The sequence below is a fragment of the Xylophilus sp. genome (assembly GCA_009914555.1).
Lineage (GTDB): Bacteria > Pseudomonadota > Gammaproteobacteria > Burkholderiales > Burkholderiaceae_C > WNDY01.
The window spans coordinates 1-15559 of sequence record WNDY01000013.1; the positions used below are offsets into that span (position 1 = coordinate 1).

15 protein-coding genes are annotated in these 15559 nt (G+C 71.6%); 4 read left to right on the forward strand and 11 right to left on the reverse strand.

The window, feature by feature from the left end; genetic code table 11:
• Positions 1 to 138: 138 nt before the first annotated feature.
• Both GAK38_RS08510 and GAK38_RS08515 read right to left on the reverse strand, forming a co-directional pair.
• Positions 139 to 681, reverse strand: a complete 543-nt coding sequence (locus tag GAK38_RS08510; protein WP_325343212.1) for a GNAT family N-acetyltransferase — start codon at positions 679 to 681, stop codon at positions 139 to 141.
• A 44-nt stretch (positions 682 to 725) separates the two neighbouring features.
• Positions 726 to 1829 carry a tetratricopeptide repeat protein gene (locus GAK38_RS08515; RefSeq protein WP_325343214.1) on the reverse strand — a complete coding sequence of 368 codons (1104 nt, stop codon included), beginning with the start codon at positions 1827 to 1829 and terminating at the stop codon, positions 726 to 728.
• 229 nt (positions 1830 to 2058) lie between these two features.
• Here GAK38_RS08515 and GAK38_RS08520 point away from each other — a divergent pair, with 229 nt between their 5' ends.
• Positions 2059 to 3066, forward strand: coding sequence for an aldo/keto reductase (locus GAK38_RS08520; protein ID WP_325343216.1), 1008 nt, complete (start codon positions 2059 to 2061; stop codon positions 3064 to 3066).
• 50 nt (positions 3067 to 3116) lie between these two features.
• Here GAK38_RS08520 and gcvA read toward each other — a convergent pair whose 3' ends face one another.
• Positions 3117 to 4034 (reverse strand): transcriptional regulator GcvA, encoded by a 918-nt coding sequence (gcvA, locus tag GAK38_RS08525; protein ID WP_325343218.1) that lies wholly within the window; start codon positions 4032 to 4034, stop codon positions 3117 to 3119.
• Between the two features lie 98 nt (positions 4035 to 4132).
• Between gcvA and GAK38_RS08530 the strand changes: the two genes are divergently transcribed.
• On the forward strand, positions 4133 to 5449 hold the full coding sequence (locus GAK38_RS08530; RefSeq protein ID WP_325343220.1) for an adenylosuccinate synthase: 1317 nt from the start codon (positions 4133 to 4135) through the stop codon (positions 5447 to 5449).
• A 41-nt stretch (positions 5450 to 5490) separates the two neighbouring features.
• On the opposite strand, the gene GAK38_RS08535 is transcribed toward GAK38_RS08530, so the two are convergent.
• From GAK38_RS08535 to GAK38_RS08570, 8 genes are all read right to left on the reverse strand, one after another.
• Positions 5491 to 6186, reverse strand: coding sequence for an ABC transporter ATP-binding protein (locus GAK38_RS08535; RefSeq protein WP_325343353.1), 696 nt, complete (start codon positions 6184 to 6186; stop codon positions 5491 to 5493).
• Positions 6186 to 6938 carry an ABC transporter ATP-binding protein gene (locus tag GAK38_RS08540; RefSeq protein WP_325343222.1) on the reverse strand — a complete coding sequence of 251 codons (753 nt, stop codon included), beginning with the start codon at positions 6936 to 6938 and terminating at the stop codon, positions 6186 to 6188. Before GAK38_RS08540 ends, GAK38_RS08535 begins: the two co-directional genes overlap by 1 nt.
• Positions 6935 to 8173, reverse strand: a complete 1239-nt coding sequence (locus GAK38_RS08545; RefSeq protein WP_325343224.1) for a branched-chain amino acid ABC transporter permease — start codon at positions 8171 to 8173, stop codon at positions 6935 to 6937. The genes GAK38_RS08540 and GAK38_RS08545 overlap by 4 nt, the downstream gene beginning before the upstream one ends.
• Before the next feature lie 4 nt (positions 8174 to 8177).
• Positions 8178 to 9065, reverse strand: coding sequence for a branched-chain amino acid ABC transporter permease (locus GAK38_RS08550; protein WP_325343226.1), 888 nt, complete (start codon positions 9063 to 9065; stop codon positions 8178 to 8180).
• A gap of 135 nt (positions 9066 to 9200) precedes the next feature.
• Positions 9201 to 10553: a phosphoglucosamine mutase gene (gene glmM, locus GAK38_RS08555; RefSeq protein ID WP_325343228.1), complete on the reverse strand. Its 1353-nt coding sequence runs from the start codon at positions 10551 to 10553 to the stop codon at positions 9201 to 9203.
• Entirely contained in the window at positions 10550 to 11434 is an 885-nt protein-coding gene (gene folP, locus GAK38_RS08560; RefSeq protein ID WP_325343230.1) for a dihydropteroate synthase, read from the reverse strand. Before folP ends, glmM begins: the two co-directional genes overlap by 4 nt.
• A gap of 81 nt (positions 11435 to 11515) precedes the next feature.
• Complete coding sequence (gene ftsH / locus GAK38_RS08565) at positions 11516 to 13438, reverse strand: ATP-dependent zinc metalloprotease FtsH (RefSeq protein WP_325343231.1); 1923 nt, start codon at positions 13436 to 13438, stop codon at positions 11516 to 11518.
• Between the two features lie 153 nt (positions 13439 to 13591).
• A complete protein-coding gene (locus GAK38_RS08570; RefSeq protein WP_325343232.1) occupies positions 13592 to 14248 on the reverse strand; it encodes an RlmE family RNA methyltransferase in 657 nt (218 codons plus the stop codon).
• Positions 14249 to 14305: 57 nt separating this feature from the next.
• Between GAK38_RS08570 and GAK38_RS08575 the strand changes: the two genes are divergently transcribed.
• Together GAK38_RS08575 and GAK38_RS08580 are read left to right on the forward strand one after the other, a co-directional pair.
• On the forward strand, positions 14306 to 14776 hold the full coding sequence (locus GAK38_RS08575; RefSeq protein ID WP_325343234.1) for a YhbY family RNA-binding protein: 471 nt from the start codon (positions 14306 to 14308) through the stop codon (positions 14774 to 14776).
• Positions 14777 to 14783: 7 nt separating this feature from the next.
• The gene (locus GAK38_RS08580; protein WP_325343236.1) at positions 14784 to 15551 is read left to right on the forward strand and encodes a glycosyltransferase; all 768 of its coding nucleotides are present in this window, start codon (positions 14784 to 14786) and stop codon (positions 15549 to 15551) included.
• Positions 15552 to 15559 lie beyond the last annotated feature (8 nt).

The window sequence follows — 15559 nt, forward strand, 5'->3', positions numbered from 1 at the left end:
AAGGCCGCCGTCGTCGCCCAGGGCGCCGAGCCGCAGGCGCTCTCCAACGAGCAGTTCGCCGAGCTGCTGAAGACCGAGTACCAGCAGTGGCGCACGATCGTGAAGGAGTCGGGCGCGGTGATCGAATGAGGCGGCGCGTCACCGCACCCGCGCGTACATGAAGCAGGGCCGCGGCGCGGGGTCGATGTTGGGATGGACGGTGTAGCGCTCCAGCCGGCCCTCGCGCACGAAGCCGGCCTTCTCCAGCGTGCGCTGCGAGGGGAGGTTGTCCACGTCGCAGCTGGCCTGGATGCGGAAGATGCCGGCCTGCGCCAGTGCGGCCCGGGCCACGGCGTCGACGGCCTCGGGCATCAGGCCCCGGCCCCAGTGCCGGCGCGCGAGCACATAGCCGATGTCGAGCGCGTGGCTGCGCCGGCGGGCCTCCAGCATGCCGATCGGCGTGTGCTCGTCGCCCGGCAGCGCCAGCACATAGGGCCGGGCGCGGCCGGCATCCCAGGCGTCGATGCAATGGCGGATGAAGCCCCCGGTTTCCTCCGGGGACGTGTGCGGCGTCCAGACCATGTAGCGGCAGACCTCGGCGTCCCGGGTGTAGGCATCGAAGATCAGGCCGGCATCCGCGAAGCCGGGGCGGCGCAGCCGCAGGCGCGGGGTGGAGATGGATTCGGGCAGCGCAAAGGGCATGGCGGCATGGCAGAGGGCGGGCGCCGCATCATGCCTGCCCGCCGTCAACCCGTCGATTCGCGCACGATCACCCACTTGCTGCCGGTCCTGACCAGGCCCAGCGTCTTGCGGGTGCTCGCGGCGAGCGATCCGCCGGTGTAGTGCTGGCGGAACACGGCCGTGGCCTTGTCGCCCGAGACGGTGATGGCCAGGTTGCTGACCTCGACCTTGATGCTGGCCTTGCCGAGGATGCGCACCTTGCGGTCGGCCTCCCAGGCGCTGCGGCTCTGGCTCGCGCCTTTGAAGTCGCTGGCGTAGGCATCCAGGTAGCCCTTCATGTCGCGCGACGACCAGGCGGCCGCCCAGGCATGGACGGCTGCTTCCACGGCCTTGTGCTGGGCGGCGTCGGGCGCGGCCGGGCGGGCCGGCGCCGGGGCTGGCACCGGTGTGGGTGCGGGGGCAGGGGCAGGCGCCGGAGCGGGTGCCGGCATGGATGCGGGAGCCGGCGGGGGCGCAGGCCGCGGCACCGCAGCGGGTGCCGGCGGCGGCGGAGACTGCGGCGCTGGCGCTGGCGCTGGCGCCGGTGCCGCGGGCGCGGCCGCGACCTTCGTGCCTGCGGCGCCGGCCGGTGCCGCGGATGCCGGCAGCTGCTGGATCATGTCGAGCTTGAGCGGCTCCCTGTGGTCGCTGCCGTCCACCTGCAGGGCCTTCGCATAGGCTTCGTTGGACAGCTGCATATAGACGCCGCCGATGTTCGAATACGCCGTCTGGTAGCTGGCGTTGGTGGCCAGCGCCTTCTCGAGCGCCTCGCGCGCCTTGGTGTACTGCTTCTGGCTGGCATAGATGACGGCCAGGTTGTTGTACGGCTCGGGCCGGTCCGGGAAGTCCCGGGTCAGCGCGGTGAAGGTCGCGATGGCCTCGGCCTGGCGGCCCTGCTGGGTCTGGATCACGCCCTTGAGAAAGCGCATCTGCGCGTCGCGCGGCTGCCGGGCCAGGAACCTGTCGGCCCGCGCGCGGGCTTCGGCCCACTGGTTGGCCTGCATCAGCTGTCGGACGTCGGCGACGTCGTCCGCATGGGCCGCGCCGGCCGTCAGCAGCGGGACCGCCAGGGCCGCTGCGGCCAGGCGTCGGGTGAAGGGCTTCGGGGAGGTGGCTGCGCCACGGTTCATACGGCCTCGAACGAAAACGGAAGAAAAGAGCAGAAAAACAGCGGAGCGTACGGCGCGGCCGCGCGGCCCGGGCGCGAAAAGACTCCGGGACGGACCCGCGGCCGCGAAAAAAAGTTGCCCGGCGGCCCCGCGCATTGTGCTCTGCCGCGCAGCCTCCCAGGGCCAGGTACAGTGAAGCAGCTCCGCCTGCGCCGCCGCCGCGCGGCACCTGCCACCCGAGGAGTACCCCATGACCCTTCCCACCACCCGCTTCGGCCGCACCGGCCTCACCGTGTCGCGGCTTGCGCTCGGCACCATGACCTTCGGCCTGCAGACCGACGAGGCCACGTCGCAGCAGATCCTCGACAAGGCGGTCTACAGCGGCATCGACTTCATCGACACGGCCGACGTCTATCCGCTCGGCGGCGACCTGGCGACCGCCGGCCGCACCGAGGAGATCATCGGCCGCTGGCTGCGCGCCGCGCCCGGGCGCCGCCGGGGCCTGGTGCTCGCGACCAAGGCGGTCGGCCGGGTCGGGCCGCGCGCCTGGGACCAGGGCGCGTCGCGCCGGCACCTGCTCGACGCGATCGACGCTTCGCTCGCGCGGCTGCAGACCGACTACGTCGACCTCTACCAGCTGCATTCCGACGACCCGCACACGCCGATCGACGAGACGCTGGAGGCGCTCGACGTGATCGTGAAATCCGGCCGGGCGCGCTACGTCGGCGTCTCCAACTTCCAGGCCTGGCGCATCGCCAAGGCGCTCGGCCGCGCCGAGCTGCTGCGCACGGCGAAGTTCGTCTCGGTGCAGCCGCGCTACAGCCTGCTGTTCCGCGAGATCGAGCGCGAACTGCTGCCGCTGGCGGCCGAGGAAGGCCTGGCCGTGATCCCCTACAACCCGCTGGCCGGCGGCCGGCTCACGGGCAAGCACCAGCCGGGCACGGCGCCGACCGAAGGCACGCGCTTCACGCTCGGCAAGGCGGCCGCGCTGTACCAGGGCCGCTACTGGAGCGACCGCTACTTCGGCACGGTGCAGGCGCTGCAGGCGCTCGCCGCCGAGGCCGGCGTGCCGCTGGCCACGCTGGCCGTGGCCTGGGTGCTGGCCCAGCCGCAGATCACCGCGCCGCTGCTCGGCGCGAGCCGGCCCGAGCAGCTCGACGCCACGCTGGCGGCCGCGAGCTACCACATCGACGCGGCGCTGCTGCAGCGCCTGGACGAGACCACGCGCGAGTACCGGCACGGCGACGCGGCGCGCTGATACCCCTATCCCTAGCACCCTGAAGCGCGCGTCACTCAATCGCCTCTGGCCTATACCCCACCACTACCTGCGTCAGCGGCCTGCACCAGCCATTCGACGAAGGCCGTGGCGGCCGCGCTGCGCGCGCGGGCCTGCGGCATATAGGCTGCATAGCGCCAGGGCGGCAGCGACGGCCCGTCGAACGGCTGCACCAGCCGGCCCGCCTCCAGGTCGTGCGCCACCAGCGCCGCCGGGCCGATGGCCACGCCCAGGCCGTCGAGCGCGGCCTGCAGCGCGAGGTGGAAGTGGCCGAACGTCAGCGCGCGCCGCGGCTGCAGGCCCGGCGCGCCGGCCAGGCGCAGCCATTCGTCCCAGGCGCCGGCCGAGGTGGCCGCATGCAGCAGCGTGTGCTGCGCGAGGTCCTGCGGCCGCGCCAGCGGCGCTTCGCGCAGCACCGCGGGCGCGCAGACCGGCAGGCGCCGCTCGGCAAGGAATGGCCTGGCCTGCCAGCCCGCGGCCTCCTCGGCGGTGCCGCGCACTGCCACGTCCACCTCGCGGCCGAGCGCGGCCAGCGGCGCGTACGAGGTGGCCAGCCGCACCTCGATGGCCGGATGGCCGCGCTGGAACGACGACAGCCGCGGGATCAGCCAGCGCAGCGCGAAGGTGCCGGGCACGTTGACCTGCAGCACCTGCTGCGCCGCCGCCTCCTGCTGGCGCTGCGTGGCCGCGGCCAGCAGGTCGAAGGCGCCGCGCAGCTCGGTGCCGTAGGCTGCGCCCACCGGCGTCGGCACGACGCCGCGGTGGCGGCGCTCGAACAGCGGGCGGCCGAGCCAGGATTCGAGCTGCTGGATGTGGCGGCTGACGGCGCCCTGGGTCACGTGCAGTTCTTCCGCCGCGGCGGCGAAGCTGCCGAGCCGCGCGGCGGCCTCGAACGCGCGCAGCGAGTTCAGCGGTGGCAGGCGGCGACCCGCGCCGGTGGCATCTTGCATGAGTTTTCTTGAACCGAGAGCGCAGATCAAATGGTTTGTCGGGCCTCTTCCATCTGCGGATGATGCGCCCATTCCTGCACTTCCGGAGCTTGCCCCCGATGACCGACCCCCAGCAAAACTCAGCCATCCAGCCGCCCGGCGGCGACGACATCCTCGTGCTCGGCCTGCAGTGGGGCGACGAGGGCAAGGGCCGCATCGTCGACCGGCTGGCCGGCGATGCCGGGCTCGTGGTGCGCTTCAACGGCGGCGCCAACGCGGGCCACACGGTCGTCGCGGAAGGCCGGCGCTGGCGGCTCTCGCTGCTGCCGAGCGGCGTGGTGCGCGGGCGGCCGGGGCTGCTCGGACCGGGCGTGCTGCTCGACGCGCAGGCGCTGCTCGACGAGATCGACGCGCTCGCGGCCCAGGGCATCGCGGTCGGGCCGGCGCAGCTGCGCGTCGCGGACGAGGCCGCGCTCGTGCTGCCGGTGCACCGCGCCGTGGAGCGCGTGCGCGAGGCCCGGCTGCGCGAGCCGATCGGTTCGACGCAGCGCGGCATCGGCCCGGCCGCCGAGGACCGTGCGGGCCGCCGGGCGCTGCGCGTGGGCGACCTGCGCGATCCGCTGCGGCTGGAGCAGCGCCTCGCCGAGCTGCTGGACCACCACAACACCTGGCTGCGCGCGGCCGGCGCGCCCGAGGAGACACTGCGCGGCACGCTGGCCGGCCTGCAGGCGCTCGCGCCGCGGCTGCTGCCCTATGCGGGCGCCGCCGGCGAGGCGATCGACGCGGCCCGCGCCAGCGGCGCGCCGCTGCTGCTGGAGGGCGCGCAGGCCGTGATGCTGGACCTGGACTGGGGCGCCTACCCGTTCGTCACCGCCTCCAGCACCGCCGCGGGCCTCGCGGCGCTGGGCGGCGGGCTCTGGCCCGTGCGGCGGCCGCAGGTGCTCGGCGTCTGCAAGGCCTACGCGACGCGCGTGGGCGCCGGGCCGCTGCCGACCGAGCTGCACGGCGCCGAGGGCGATCTGCTGCGCGAGCGCGGCGGGGAGTACGGCACCAACACCGGCCGGCCGCGGCGCTGCGGCTGGCTCGACGCGGTGCAGCTGCGCCACGCCTGCCGCGTGGCCGGCGCCGATGCGCTCGCGCTGACCAAGCTCGACGTGCTCGACGGCCTGCCCGAGGTGCGCATCGCCGTGGCCTACCGCCAGGACGGCCGGCGGCTGGACCGTCTGCCCGCCGACGCGGCGGCGCAGTCGCGCCTGGAGCCGGTCTACGAAACGCTGCCGGGCTGGCAGGCGCCGACGCACGGCCTGCGCGATGTTGGCGCGCTGCCGCCCGCGGCGCGGGCCTTCGTGCGCCGCGTGGCGGAGCTGGCCGGCCGGCCGGTGCGCTGGGTGTCGACCGGCGCGGAGCGCGACGATCTTATCGACCTGGGGGTATAGCTCCATAGCGCCCTGGAATATTGCGCTGCAGGCAGATACCCCTACACCTCCAGCCACTCCCGCTGTACCGCCGGCTGCGCCCGCAGCTGCGCCGGTGTGCCGTCGAAGACGATGCGGCCGTGGCCCATGACGAGCGTGCGGTCAGAGATGGCGAGCGCGATCGTGAGCTTCTGCTCGATCAGCAGCACCGCCACACCGCGCGCGCGCAGCGCCTGCAGCCAGGCGCCGACCTGCGCGACCAGCTGCGGCGCCAGGCCCTCGGTCGGCTCGTCGACGACGATCAGGTCCGGGTCGCCCATCAGCGTGCGGCACAGCGCGAGCATCTGCTGCTCGCCGCCCGAGAGCACGCCGGCCGGTGCGTCCCGCCGCTCCCGCAGGCGCGGGAACAGGCGGTACATGTCGTCGAAGCCCCAGCGGCCTGGCTTCTTCGTCCGCTTCTGCCCCAGCAGCAGGTTCTGGTGGACGGTGAGGCCGGGGAACACGTCGCGGCTCTCCGGCACGTAGCCGATGCCCAGCCGGGCGATCTCGAAAGGCCGCCGGCCGGCCAGCGGTGCGCCGCGCCAGGCGACCGCCCCTTTCCATTCGACCAGTCCCATCAGCGCCCGCGCCGTCGTCGAGCGGCCCGAGCCGTTGCGCCCGAGCAGCGCGACGATCTCGCCCGGCCGCACGTCGAACGCCACGCCGTGCAGCACGTGGCTGCGGCCATACCAGGCATGCAGGTCGCGCACGGCGAGCATCACGCGCCCTCGCCGAGGTAGGCCCGCTGCACGCGTGGATCGGCCCGCACCGCTGCGGGCGTGTCGAAGGCGATGACCTCGCCCTGCACCAGCACGGCGACGCGGTCGGCCAGGCCAAAGACCACGCCCATGTCGTGCTCCACCATCAGCAGCGTGCGGCCGGCGGTCGCGCTGCGGATCAGCGGGACGAAGCGCGCGGTCTCGCTGCGGCTCATGCCGGCCGTGGGCTCGTCGAGCAGCACCACGCCGGCATCGCCGGAGATGGCCAGGCCGATCTCCAGCGCCCGCTGCTCGGCATAGCTGAGTTCGCCGGCCGGCACATCGCGCCGGTGCTCCAGGCCCAGCAGCGCCAGCAGCTGCGCGGCGCGTTCGTTGGCATCGCGCAGCCGCGAGAGCAGATGCCACAGGCTGTAGCGGTAGCCCAGGCTCCACAGCACGCCGCAGCGCAGGTTGTCGAACACGCTGAGCCGGCCGAAGACGCTGGTGGTCTGGAAGCTGCGCGCCAGGCCCCGGCGCGCGATCTCGTGCGGCGGCCAGCCGTCGATGCGCTCGCCGTGCAGCAGCACCGCGCTGCCGTCGGGCGCGCGCCGGCCGCTGGCCAGGTCGAACAGCGTGCTCTTGCCCGCGCCGTTCGGGCCGATCAGGGCCACGCGCTCGCCGGCGCGCACGGCCAGGCTGGCGCCGCGCAGAACCTCCGCGCGGCCGAACCGCTTGCGCAGTTCGCGCAGCTCCAGCGCAGGCGGCGCGCTCACGCGGCGCCCTCCTCCGCGGCGATCGCCTGCGGCACCGCGGCCCAGCGCACCGCGAAGCGCGGACGCAGGATGCGCAGCAGACCCAGGCCCAGCGCCAGCACGGCGGCGGCACCGGCCCAGGTGGCCGCGGAGCCGGCGTCGATCTCGCGGCCGAGGAACGGCAGCCGCGGCCCGAGCGCCGCGTCGAGCCGCAGGCGGTAGGCCATCTCGACCAGCGCGCTGGCGCCCAGCAGCGCAACCGCGCCGGCCGCGGCCAGGCCCAGGTAGAGCCAAGCCAGCGCGCCCAGCCGGCCGTGGCGGGCCACGCGCAGGTTCGCCGCCAGCACGCCCGCGATGCCGCCCGGCGCATGCAGCACCATCAGCAGAAAGGCCAGGCCCAGGTAGAGCGGCCAGGCCCGGGTCCATTCGGGCAGCAGCACCGAGGCCAGCACCATCAGCACCGCGCCGACGACCGGTCCGAAGAAGAAGCCGGTCCCGCCAAGGAAGGTGAACAGCAGGTAGCTCGCCGAGCGCAGCGGGCCCATGCTGTCGGCGGCGGTGACGATCTCGAACTGGATGGCCGCCAGCCCGCCGCCCACGCCCGCGAAAAAGCCCGCGACGGCGAAGGCCAGGTGCCGCACCCGCCGCGCGTCGTAGCCGAGGAAGGCCACGCGCTGCGGATTGTCGCGCACCGCGGTGAGGATGCGGCCGAGCGGCGTGCCGGTGAAGGCGTACATCAGCGCGGCGCAGGCGACACAGTAGGCAGCGATCAGGTAGTAGACCTGGATCGCGGGGCCGAAGCCGATGCCCCAGGGCGCGGCGCCGTAGACGCGGTCGGCGGCCACGCCGGCCTCGCCGCCGAAGAAGCCCGGGAACATCAGCGCCGCGGCCGCGGCCAGCTCGCCGATGCCCAGGGTGATCATCGCGAAGGCCGTGCCGGCCCGCCGCGTGGCGACCCAGCCCAGCAGCGCGGCCAGCACCATGCCGGCCGCGCCTGCCAGTACCGGAACGAGCGCGAGGGGCACGGCGGCGAGGTTCATCGCATGCACCGCCGCAAAGGCGCCCATGCCGCTGTAGACCGCATGGCCGAAGCTCAGCATGCCACCCTGGCCCAGCAGGATGTTGTACGAGAGGCAGACGATGGCCAAGTACCCCATCTGCGACAGCAGGGTCAGCGCGAAACTGCTGCCGGACACCTGCGGAGCGAGCACCAGCGCGGCGGCGAACAGCGCCCAGATGGCGAGGCGGGGACCCATCGGTCTAGTCTTCGCGCTTGCCGAGCAGGCCCCGGGGCCGCAGGGCCAGCACCAGCACCATCAGCAGGTACGGCAGCATCGGCGCAACCCGGGCCAGCGGCGCGGCCGAGCCGTCGAGCGCGACGGCAAAGGTCTGCAGCAGGCCGATCGCGAGCGACGCGATGAACGCGCCGGCCAGCGAACCCAGCCCGCCGACGACCACCACGACGAACACGATGGAGCCGACCGACGCGGCCATGCCCGGCTCGGTCACATAGGCGCCGCCGCCCACTACGCCGGCCAGCGCCGCCAGTGCGCAGCCGCCGCCGAACACCAGCGTGAACACGCGCGGTACGTTATGGCCCAGCACCTCCACCATCTGCGGATGCCCGAGCGCCGCCTGAACCACCAGGCCGGCGCGGGTGCGCGTGAGCCCGAGCCACACGGCGGCCAGCATGGCCAGCGCCACCAGCATCACGAAGGCGCGCGAGCGCGGAAACTGCGTGCCGTGCAGCGTGAACAGCGGCCCCTGCAACATGTCCGGCAGGCTGGTGGGCACGGTCGCGCGGCCCCAGACAAGCTGCACCGCTTCCAGGATCAGGTACGACAGCCCGAAGGTCGCCAGCAGCTGCGGCAGCGGTCCGTGGCGGTGCACCCGCCGCAGGCCCCAGCGCTCGAACAGCGCGCCCAGCAGCCCGGCGGCCAGCGGCGCCAGCACCAGCGCGGCCCAGAAGCCCACGGCCTGCGACAGCGCACAGCCGAAGTAGGCGCCGAGCATGTAGAAGCTCGCATGGGCGAAGTTGAGCACGCCGAGCAGGCTGAAGATCAGCGTGAGGCCCGCGCTGAGCATGAACAGCAGCAGGCCGTAGCTCAGCCCGTTGAGCAGGGAGATGGCGAGGAATGCGGAAGTCATCTGCGGACCGCATCATGCAGCAACCGCCGGCGGCCTCAGCCATGCCGCAGGCACCGGTCTGCAACAACCGCCTGCATACCCCCCACCCTGCCAGCCTCAGGCGCCTGTCCCGCGGGCACAGCAGAGGTATACCCCTCAGATGGCGTCGGCGACGCTGGCGGCCAGCGCGAGCCGCTGTGCGCAGCGCTCGGCCAGCCGCGCATCGCGCGCCTCGACCATCACGCGCAGCAGCGGCTCGGTGCCGCTCGGGCGGATCAGCACGCGGCCGGCCTCGCCGAGCTCGGCCTCGACGGCGCGGATCTCGTCGGCCAGGCTCTCGTTGCGGCGCCAGTCCTCGCCCGGGCGCAGCGGCACGCCCAGCAGCACCTGGGGGAAGAGGACGACCTCCTTCAGCAGCGCGGCCAGCGTGCGGCCGCTGCGCACCACGGCTTCGAACACCTGCAGCGCACTGATGAGGCCGTCGCCCGTGGTGTGGCGGTCGCGCGCCAGCAGGTGGCCCGAACCCTCGCCGCCCAGCAGCCAGCCGCGGCGCTCCAGCTCCTCGAGCACGTAGCGGTCGCCGACCCGGGCGCGGACGAACTCCACGCCGCGGCCGCGCAGCGCGTTCTCCACCGCCTTGTTGGTCATCAGCGTGCCGACCACGCCCGGCACCGCCACGCCCTGCTCCAGCCGCTGGACGGCGATGAGGTAGAGCAGTTCGTCGCCGTTGTAGAGCCGGCCCTTGCGGTCGACGATTTGGAGCCGGTCGGCATCGCCGTCGAGCGCAATGCCGTAGTCGGCCCCGGCCTCGGCCACCGCGCGCACCAGCGCGGCCGGATGCGTCGCGCCCACGTCGCGGTTGATGTTGAGCCCGTCGGGCGAACAGCCGATGCTGGTGACCTCGGCGCCCAGCTCGTGGAAGACCTTGGGCGCGATGTGGTACGCCGCGCCGTGGGCCGCATCCACCACCAGCTTCATGCCGCGCAGGCTGAGGTCGTTGGGGAAGGTGCTCTTGCAGAACTCGATGTAGCGTCCGGCCGCATCGTCGAGCCGGCGGGCCTTGCCGAGCGTGGCCGAGTCGGCCCAGACCGGCGGCTGCTCCAGCGCGGCCTCGACCTGCTGCTCCCAGGCGTCCGGCAGCTTGGTGCCCTGGGCGCTGAAGAACTTGATGCCGTTGTCCGGGTAGGGGTTGTGGCTGGCGCTGATGACCACGCCCAGGCTCGCGCGCAGCGCGCGCGTGAGGTAGGCCACGCCCGGCGTGGGCAGCGGGCCAAGCAGCACCACGTCCACGCCGGCGGAGTTGAAGCCCGATTCGAGCGCGCTCTCCAGCATGTAGCCGGAGATGCGCGTGTCCTTGCCGATCAGCACCGTCGGGCGCTCGTTCGGCTTGCCATTGGTGCGCAGCACGCGGCCCACGGCATGGGCCAGGCGCAGCACGAAGTCGGGGGTGATGGGAGGCTGGCCCACGGTGCCGCGGATGCCGTCGGTGCCGAAATACTGGCGGGTCATGTTCTTTGGATCTCGTCGTCGTTCGTTCGCTCGTGGAAGAGTCGGCCCTGCGGCTGCGCGGCCTGCCATACGGCCAGGGCGGCCACCGTCTCGCGTACATCATGCACCCGCACGATGCGCGCGCCGCGCTCCACTGCGAGCAGCGCGGCGGCCACGCTGGGTACGAGCCGGTCGTCCACCGCGCGGCCGGTGACGGCGCCGAGCGAGGACTTGCGCGACCAGCCCAGCAGCAGCGGACGGCGCAGCTCCAGCAGTTCGCGCTGGCGGGCCAGCAGGGCGAAGTTCTGTTCCACCGTCTTGCCGAAGCCCACACCCGGGTCCAGCGCGATGCGCTCGGCCGCGATGCCGCGGGCCTGGAGCGCCGCGGCCTGCCGGCGCAGGAAGTCCGCCACCTGCGGCACCACGTCGCCGTCCATGGGCGTGGTCTGCATGGTCTGCGGATCGCGGTGCATGTGCATGATGCAGACGCCGCTCTGCGCATGGGCGGCCACCGCGTCGACCGCCCCGGGGCGGCGCAGTGCCCAGATGTCGTTGACGATGTCGGCGCCCAGGTCCAGCACGGCGCGCATCACCTCGGGCTTGGAGGTGTCGACCGAGACCGGCACGCCCAGGCGCACCGCCTCGCGCACCACGGGCACGACGCGGGCCAGTTCCTCGTCCTGCGGCACGGCCGGGCTGCCGGGGCGGGTGGATTCGCCGCCAATGTCGAGGATGTCCGCACCCTCGGCCACCAGCCGCTCGCAGTGGCGCAGCGCAGCCGCCGCGTCGCTGTGCGCGCCGCCGTCGGAAAAGGATTCGGGCGTGGTGTTGACAATGCCCATGACCTGCGGACGGGCCAGGTCGATCGCGAAGCGCGTGGTGCGCCAGATCTGCTGCTGCATACGAAAAAGGCTGCTGCGCATGGAAAAGAGGGCCGTCAGGCCCTCTTCATCACAGCGTCAGCGCATGCGTTGCCTGGTCGATCACGCAGCGGACGGCGCCGGATCGGTCTTGACGGCCGGTGCGCCGCCGCCTTTGTCGTCGCCGCCCGAAGAGGGAGGCGTGCGCGGCGTCCAGTCCTTCGGCGGGCGCGGCTCGCGGCCGGCCATGATGTCGTCGAGCTGCTCCACGTCGATGGTCTCCCAGTCGAGCAGCGCCTTGGCCATCGCGTGCATCTTGTCGCTGTTCTCCTCGATCAGGCGGCGCGCGAGCGAATACTGCTCGTCGATGATGCGCCGCACCTCGCCGTCGACCTTCTGCATGGTCTGCTCGCTCATGTTCGTGGTCTTGGTGACCGAGCGGCCGAGGAAGACCTCGCCTTCGTTCTCGGCGTAGACCATGGGCCCCAGCGCCTCGCTCATGCCGTACTTCATGACCATGTCGCGCGCCAGGTTCGTGGCCCGCTCGAAGTCGTTGGAGGCGCCGGTGGTCATCTGGTTCATGAACACCTCCTCCGCGATGCGCCCGCCGAACAGCATGCTGATCTGGTTGAGCATGTACTCGCGGTCGTAGCTGTAGCGGTCGTTCTCGGGCAGGCTCATCGTGACGCCGAGCGCGCGGCCGCGCGGGATGATGGTGACCTTGTGCACCGGGTCGCACTTGGGCAGCAGCTTGCCGATGAGCGCATGGCCGGCCTCGTGGTAGGCGGTGTTGCGGCGCTCGTGCTCGGGCATGACCATGCTCTTGCGCTCGGGGCCCATGAAGATCTTGTCCTTGGCCTTCTCGAAGTCCTGCATCTCCACGACGCGCGCATTGCGGCGCGCAGCCATGAGGGCGGCCTCGTTGCAGAGGTTGGCGAGATCCGCACCGGACATGCCGGGCGTGCCGCGCGCGATGATCGACGGGTTCACGTCCTGGCCGATCGGCACCTTGCGCATGTGGACGTTGAGGATCTGCTCGCGACCGCGGATGTCGGGCAGGGTCACGTAGACCTGGCGGTCGAAGCGGCCCGGGCGCAGCAGCGCGGCGTCCAGGATGTCGGGCCGGTTCGTGGCTGCCACCGCGATCACGCCGAGGTTGGTCTCGAAGCCGTCCATTTCGACGAGCATCTGGTTCAAGGTCTGCTCGCGCTCGTCGTTGCCGCCGCCGAGGCCCGCGCCGCGCTGGCGGCCGACCGCGTCGATTTCATCGATGAAGATGATGCAGGGCGCATTCTTCTTGGCGTTCTCGAACATGTCGCGCACACGGGCCGCACCCACGCCGACGAACATCTCGACGAAGTCGGAGCCGGAGATCGAGAAGAACGGCACCTTGGCCTCGCCGGCGATCGACTTGGCCAGCAGCGTCTTGCCGGTGCCCGGGGGGCCGACCAGCAGCAGGCCGCGCGGGATGCGGCCGCCGAGCTTCTGGAACTTCTGCGGACCCTTGAGGAAGTCGACGACCTCCTTGACCTCTTCCTTGGCCTCGTCGCAGCCGGCCACGTCGGCGAAGGTGACGGTGTTGTTGTTCTCGTCGAGCATGCGCGCCTTCGATTTGCCGAAGCTGAAGGCGCCGCCCTTGCCGCCGCCCTGCATCTGGCGCATGAAGTAGATCCACACGCCGATCAGCAGCAGCATCGGGCCCCAGCTCACGAGCAGCGTCATGAGCAGCGAGCCTTCCTCGCGCGGCTTGACGTCGAACTTGACGTTGTTGTTGATCAGGTCGCCCACGAGTCCGCGGTCGAGGTAGGTGGCGGTGGTGCGCACGCGGCGGTCATCGTTGGTGATGGCCGAGACCTCGGTGCCGCCCTGGCCTTCCTGGATGGTCGCGCTCTTGATGCGGTTGTTGCGGACTTCCTCCAGGAAGTCCGAATAGCCGATGTAACCGGCTCCCATGCCGCCACGGCCGTCGAATTGCTTGAACACGGTGAACAGCACCATCGCAATGACGAGCCAGACGGCGATTTTTGAAAACCACGGATTATTCAAGCGGAACTCCAGTCGCGAGGCGTGGGAAAGATGTGACGTATCTGTGACCCATTCTAGGGCTTTCAAGCTTTTGGACCGTGGATTTTCCCTCATGCCCTCATAGGGGTGATTCGCCTTTTACCGCTGGATTCAAAGGTTTTTCGCTGATTTCGGTCAAGGTTTCAGGCCGATGCCGACGAGGAAGGTTTCCGAGGAGCGGTCGCGCGACGCCTTGGGCTTGAAAGGCTTGACCGTGCGGAAGGTGCTGCGGAACAGCTTGACCAGCGGCTCGTAGCCGCCGCCGTGGAACACCTTGGCCACCAGGGCGCCCTCCGGGCGCAGGTGCGCGCGAGCGAAGTCCACGGCCAATTCGACCAGGCCCTCGATGCGGGCCGCGTCGGTGGCCGAAATGCCCGACAGGTTGGGAGCCATGTCCGACACCACCACGTCCACCGGCCGGCCATGGACTGCGGCCTCCAGCCGGGCCAGCACCTCGTCTTCGCGGAAATCGCCCTGGATGAAGGCTACCCCCTCAATCGGCTCCATCGAAAGCAGGTCCAGCGCGATGATGGTGCCGTCGAGCTCGCCCACGGCCGCGCCCTGCGGCGACAGGCGCCGCCGCAGGTACTGGCTCCAGGCGCCGGGCGAGGAGCCGAGGTCGACCACCGTCGCGCCCGGGCGGATCAGGCCCAGCGCCTCGTCGATCTCCTTGAGCTTGTAGGCCGCCCGGGCGCGGTAGCCCTCGGCCTGCGCCTGCCGCACATAGGGATCGTTGACGTGGTCGTTGAGCCACGCCTTGTTCACTTTCTTGCTTTTCGTCTGTACCTTCATCGCACGATCCGTTCCTGGGACGAGGAGCGCCCTCGGGGGCGCAGATAATACGGCCCCATGCCTCACATCCAGCTCACTCCTGCCGAACGCCGGCAGCGCCGCGCCGATGCGCACCATCTCGACCCCGTCGTCCTGATCGGCAGCGACGGGCTCACCGAGGCCGTCAGGAAGGAAGTCGACGCCGCGCTCAATGCCCACGGCCTCATCAAGGTGCGGATCTTCTCCGACGACCGCACCCACCGCGAACAGATCTACCAGTCGCTGGCCGGCGACCTGAACGCTGCGCCGATCCAGCACATCGGCAAGCTCATCATCCTCTGGCGGCCGCAGCCCGAGAAGGAGCGTGTCGCCGCCGAGGACCGCAAGCCCGGCCCGCGCGACGTGAAGGTGCTCAAGTACAGCTCCAAGGGCGGCGGCAAGCCCGAGATCAAGCAGTTGCGCGTGCTGGGCAACCAGCGCCTGACGGCCGGCGGCATCGTCAAGCGCGCCAAGCCCAGGCAGACCTCGATCAAGAAGCGCCAGGACTGATCCCGCGATGCCGTCGTCCGCCGCCGGGGCCGCCCGGCATGTGCTGTGCATGAAATGGGGCACGAAGTACGGCCCCGAGTACGTCAACATCCTCTACGCCATGGTGCGCCGGCACCTGAGCGGCGACTTCCGCTTCATCTGCCTGACGGACGACGCGAGCGGCATCCGTCCGGAAGTGACCTGCCTGCCGATCCCGGCGCTGGACCTGCGGCCCGAAGCGCCCGGCGTGCGCGACCGCGCCTGGCGCAAGCTCACCACCTGCAGCGCGACGCTGGGCGGCGCGTACGGCCTGCACGGCACGGCGCTGTTCCTGGACCTGGACGTGGTCGTGGTCGGCAGCCTGGACGAGTTCTTCTCGACCCGGCCCGGCGAGTTCCTGATCATCAAGGACTACAAGCGGCCCTGGCGGGTGACCGGCAACTCGTCGGTCTACCGCTTCGAGATCGGCGCCCATACCGACGTGCTGAGCAATTTTCGCGCGCACGAGGTGGAGATCCGCCAGCAGTTCCGCAACGAGCAGGCCTACCTGTCGGATTTCCTGCATCGCCAGGGCAGGCTCGGCTACTGGCCCAAAACCTGGTGCCCGAGCTTCAAGTACCATAGTATCCCCATGTGGCCCGCCAATTACTGGCGCGAGCCGTACATACCCCCCGGGGCACGGATCGTGATCTTTCACGGGGAGGTCAATCCGCCGGACGGTCTGAGCGGTCAGCGCAACCGGCGCTTCCGCCACATCCGCCCTGCGCACTGGATCGCCCAGCACTGGAAGGTCTGAACCTGCGC

What these genes read in the sequence shown, in the direction of transcription:
- GAK38_RS08570 (WP_325343232.1), bottom strand. Translation starts at nt 14,248, where the DNA reads ATGAAGGTACAGACGAAAAGCAAGAAAGTGAACAAGGCGTGGCTCAAC.
- folP (WP_325343230.1), bottom strand. Translation starts at nt 11,434, where the DNA reads ATGCAGCAGCAGATCTGGCGCACCACGCGCTTCGCGATCGACCTGGCC.
- gcvA (WP_325343218.1), bottom strand. Translation starts at nt 4,034, where the DNA reads ATGCAAGATGCCACCGGCGCGGGTCGCCGCCTGCCACCGCTGAACTCG.
- GAK38_RS08515 (WP_325343214.1), bottom strand. Translation starts at nt 1,829, where the DNA reads ATGAACCGTGGCGCAGCCACCTCCCCGAAGCCCTTCACCCGACGCCTG.
- GAK38_RS08580 (WP_325343236.1), top strand. Translation starts at nt 14,784, where the DNA reads ATGCCGTCGTCCGCCGCCGGGGCCGCCCGGCATGTGCTGTGCATGAAA.
- GAK38_RS08520 (WP_325343216.1), top strand. Translation starts at nt 2,059, where the DNA reads ATGACCCTTCCCACCACCCGCTTCGGCCGCACCGGCCTCACCGTGTCG.
- GAK38_RS08535 (WP_325343353.1), bottom strand. Translation starts at nt 6,186, where the DNA reads ATGCTCGCCGTGCGCGACCTGCATGCCTGGTATGGCCGCAGCCACGTG.
- glmM (WP_325343228.1), bottom strand. Translation starts at nt 10,553, where the DNA reads ATGACCCGCCAGTATTTCGGCACCGACGGCATCCGCGGCACCGTGGGC.
- GAK38_RS08530 (WP_325343220.1), top strand. Translation starts at nt 4,133, where the DNA reads ATGACCGACCCCCAGCAAAACTCAGCCATCCAGCCGCCCGGCGGCGAC.
- GAK38_RS08575 (WP_325343234.1), top strand. Translation starts at nt 14,306, where the DNA reads ATGCCTCACATCCAGCTCACTCCTGCCGAACGCCGGCAGCGCCGCGCC.
- GAK38_RS08545 (WP_325343224.1), bottom strand. Translation starts at nt 8,173, where the DNA reads ATGGGTCCCCGCCTCGCCATCTGGGCGCTGTTCGCCGCCGCGCTGGTG.
- GAK38_RS08510 (WP_325343212.1), bottom strand. Translation starts at nt 681, where the DNA reads ATGCCCTTTGCGCTGCCCGAATCCATCTCCACCCCGCGCCTGCGGCTG.
- GAK38_RS08550 (WP_325343226.1), bottom strand. Translation starts at nt 9,065, where the DNA reads ATGACTTCCGCATTCCTCGCCATCTCCCTGCTCAACGGGCTGAGCTAC.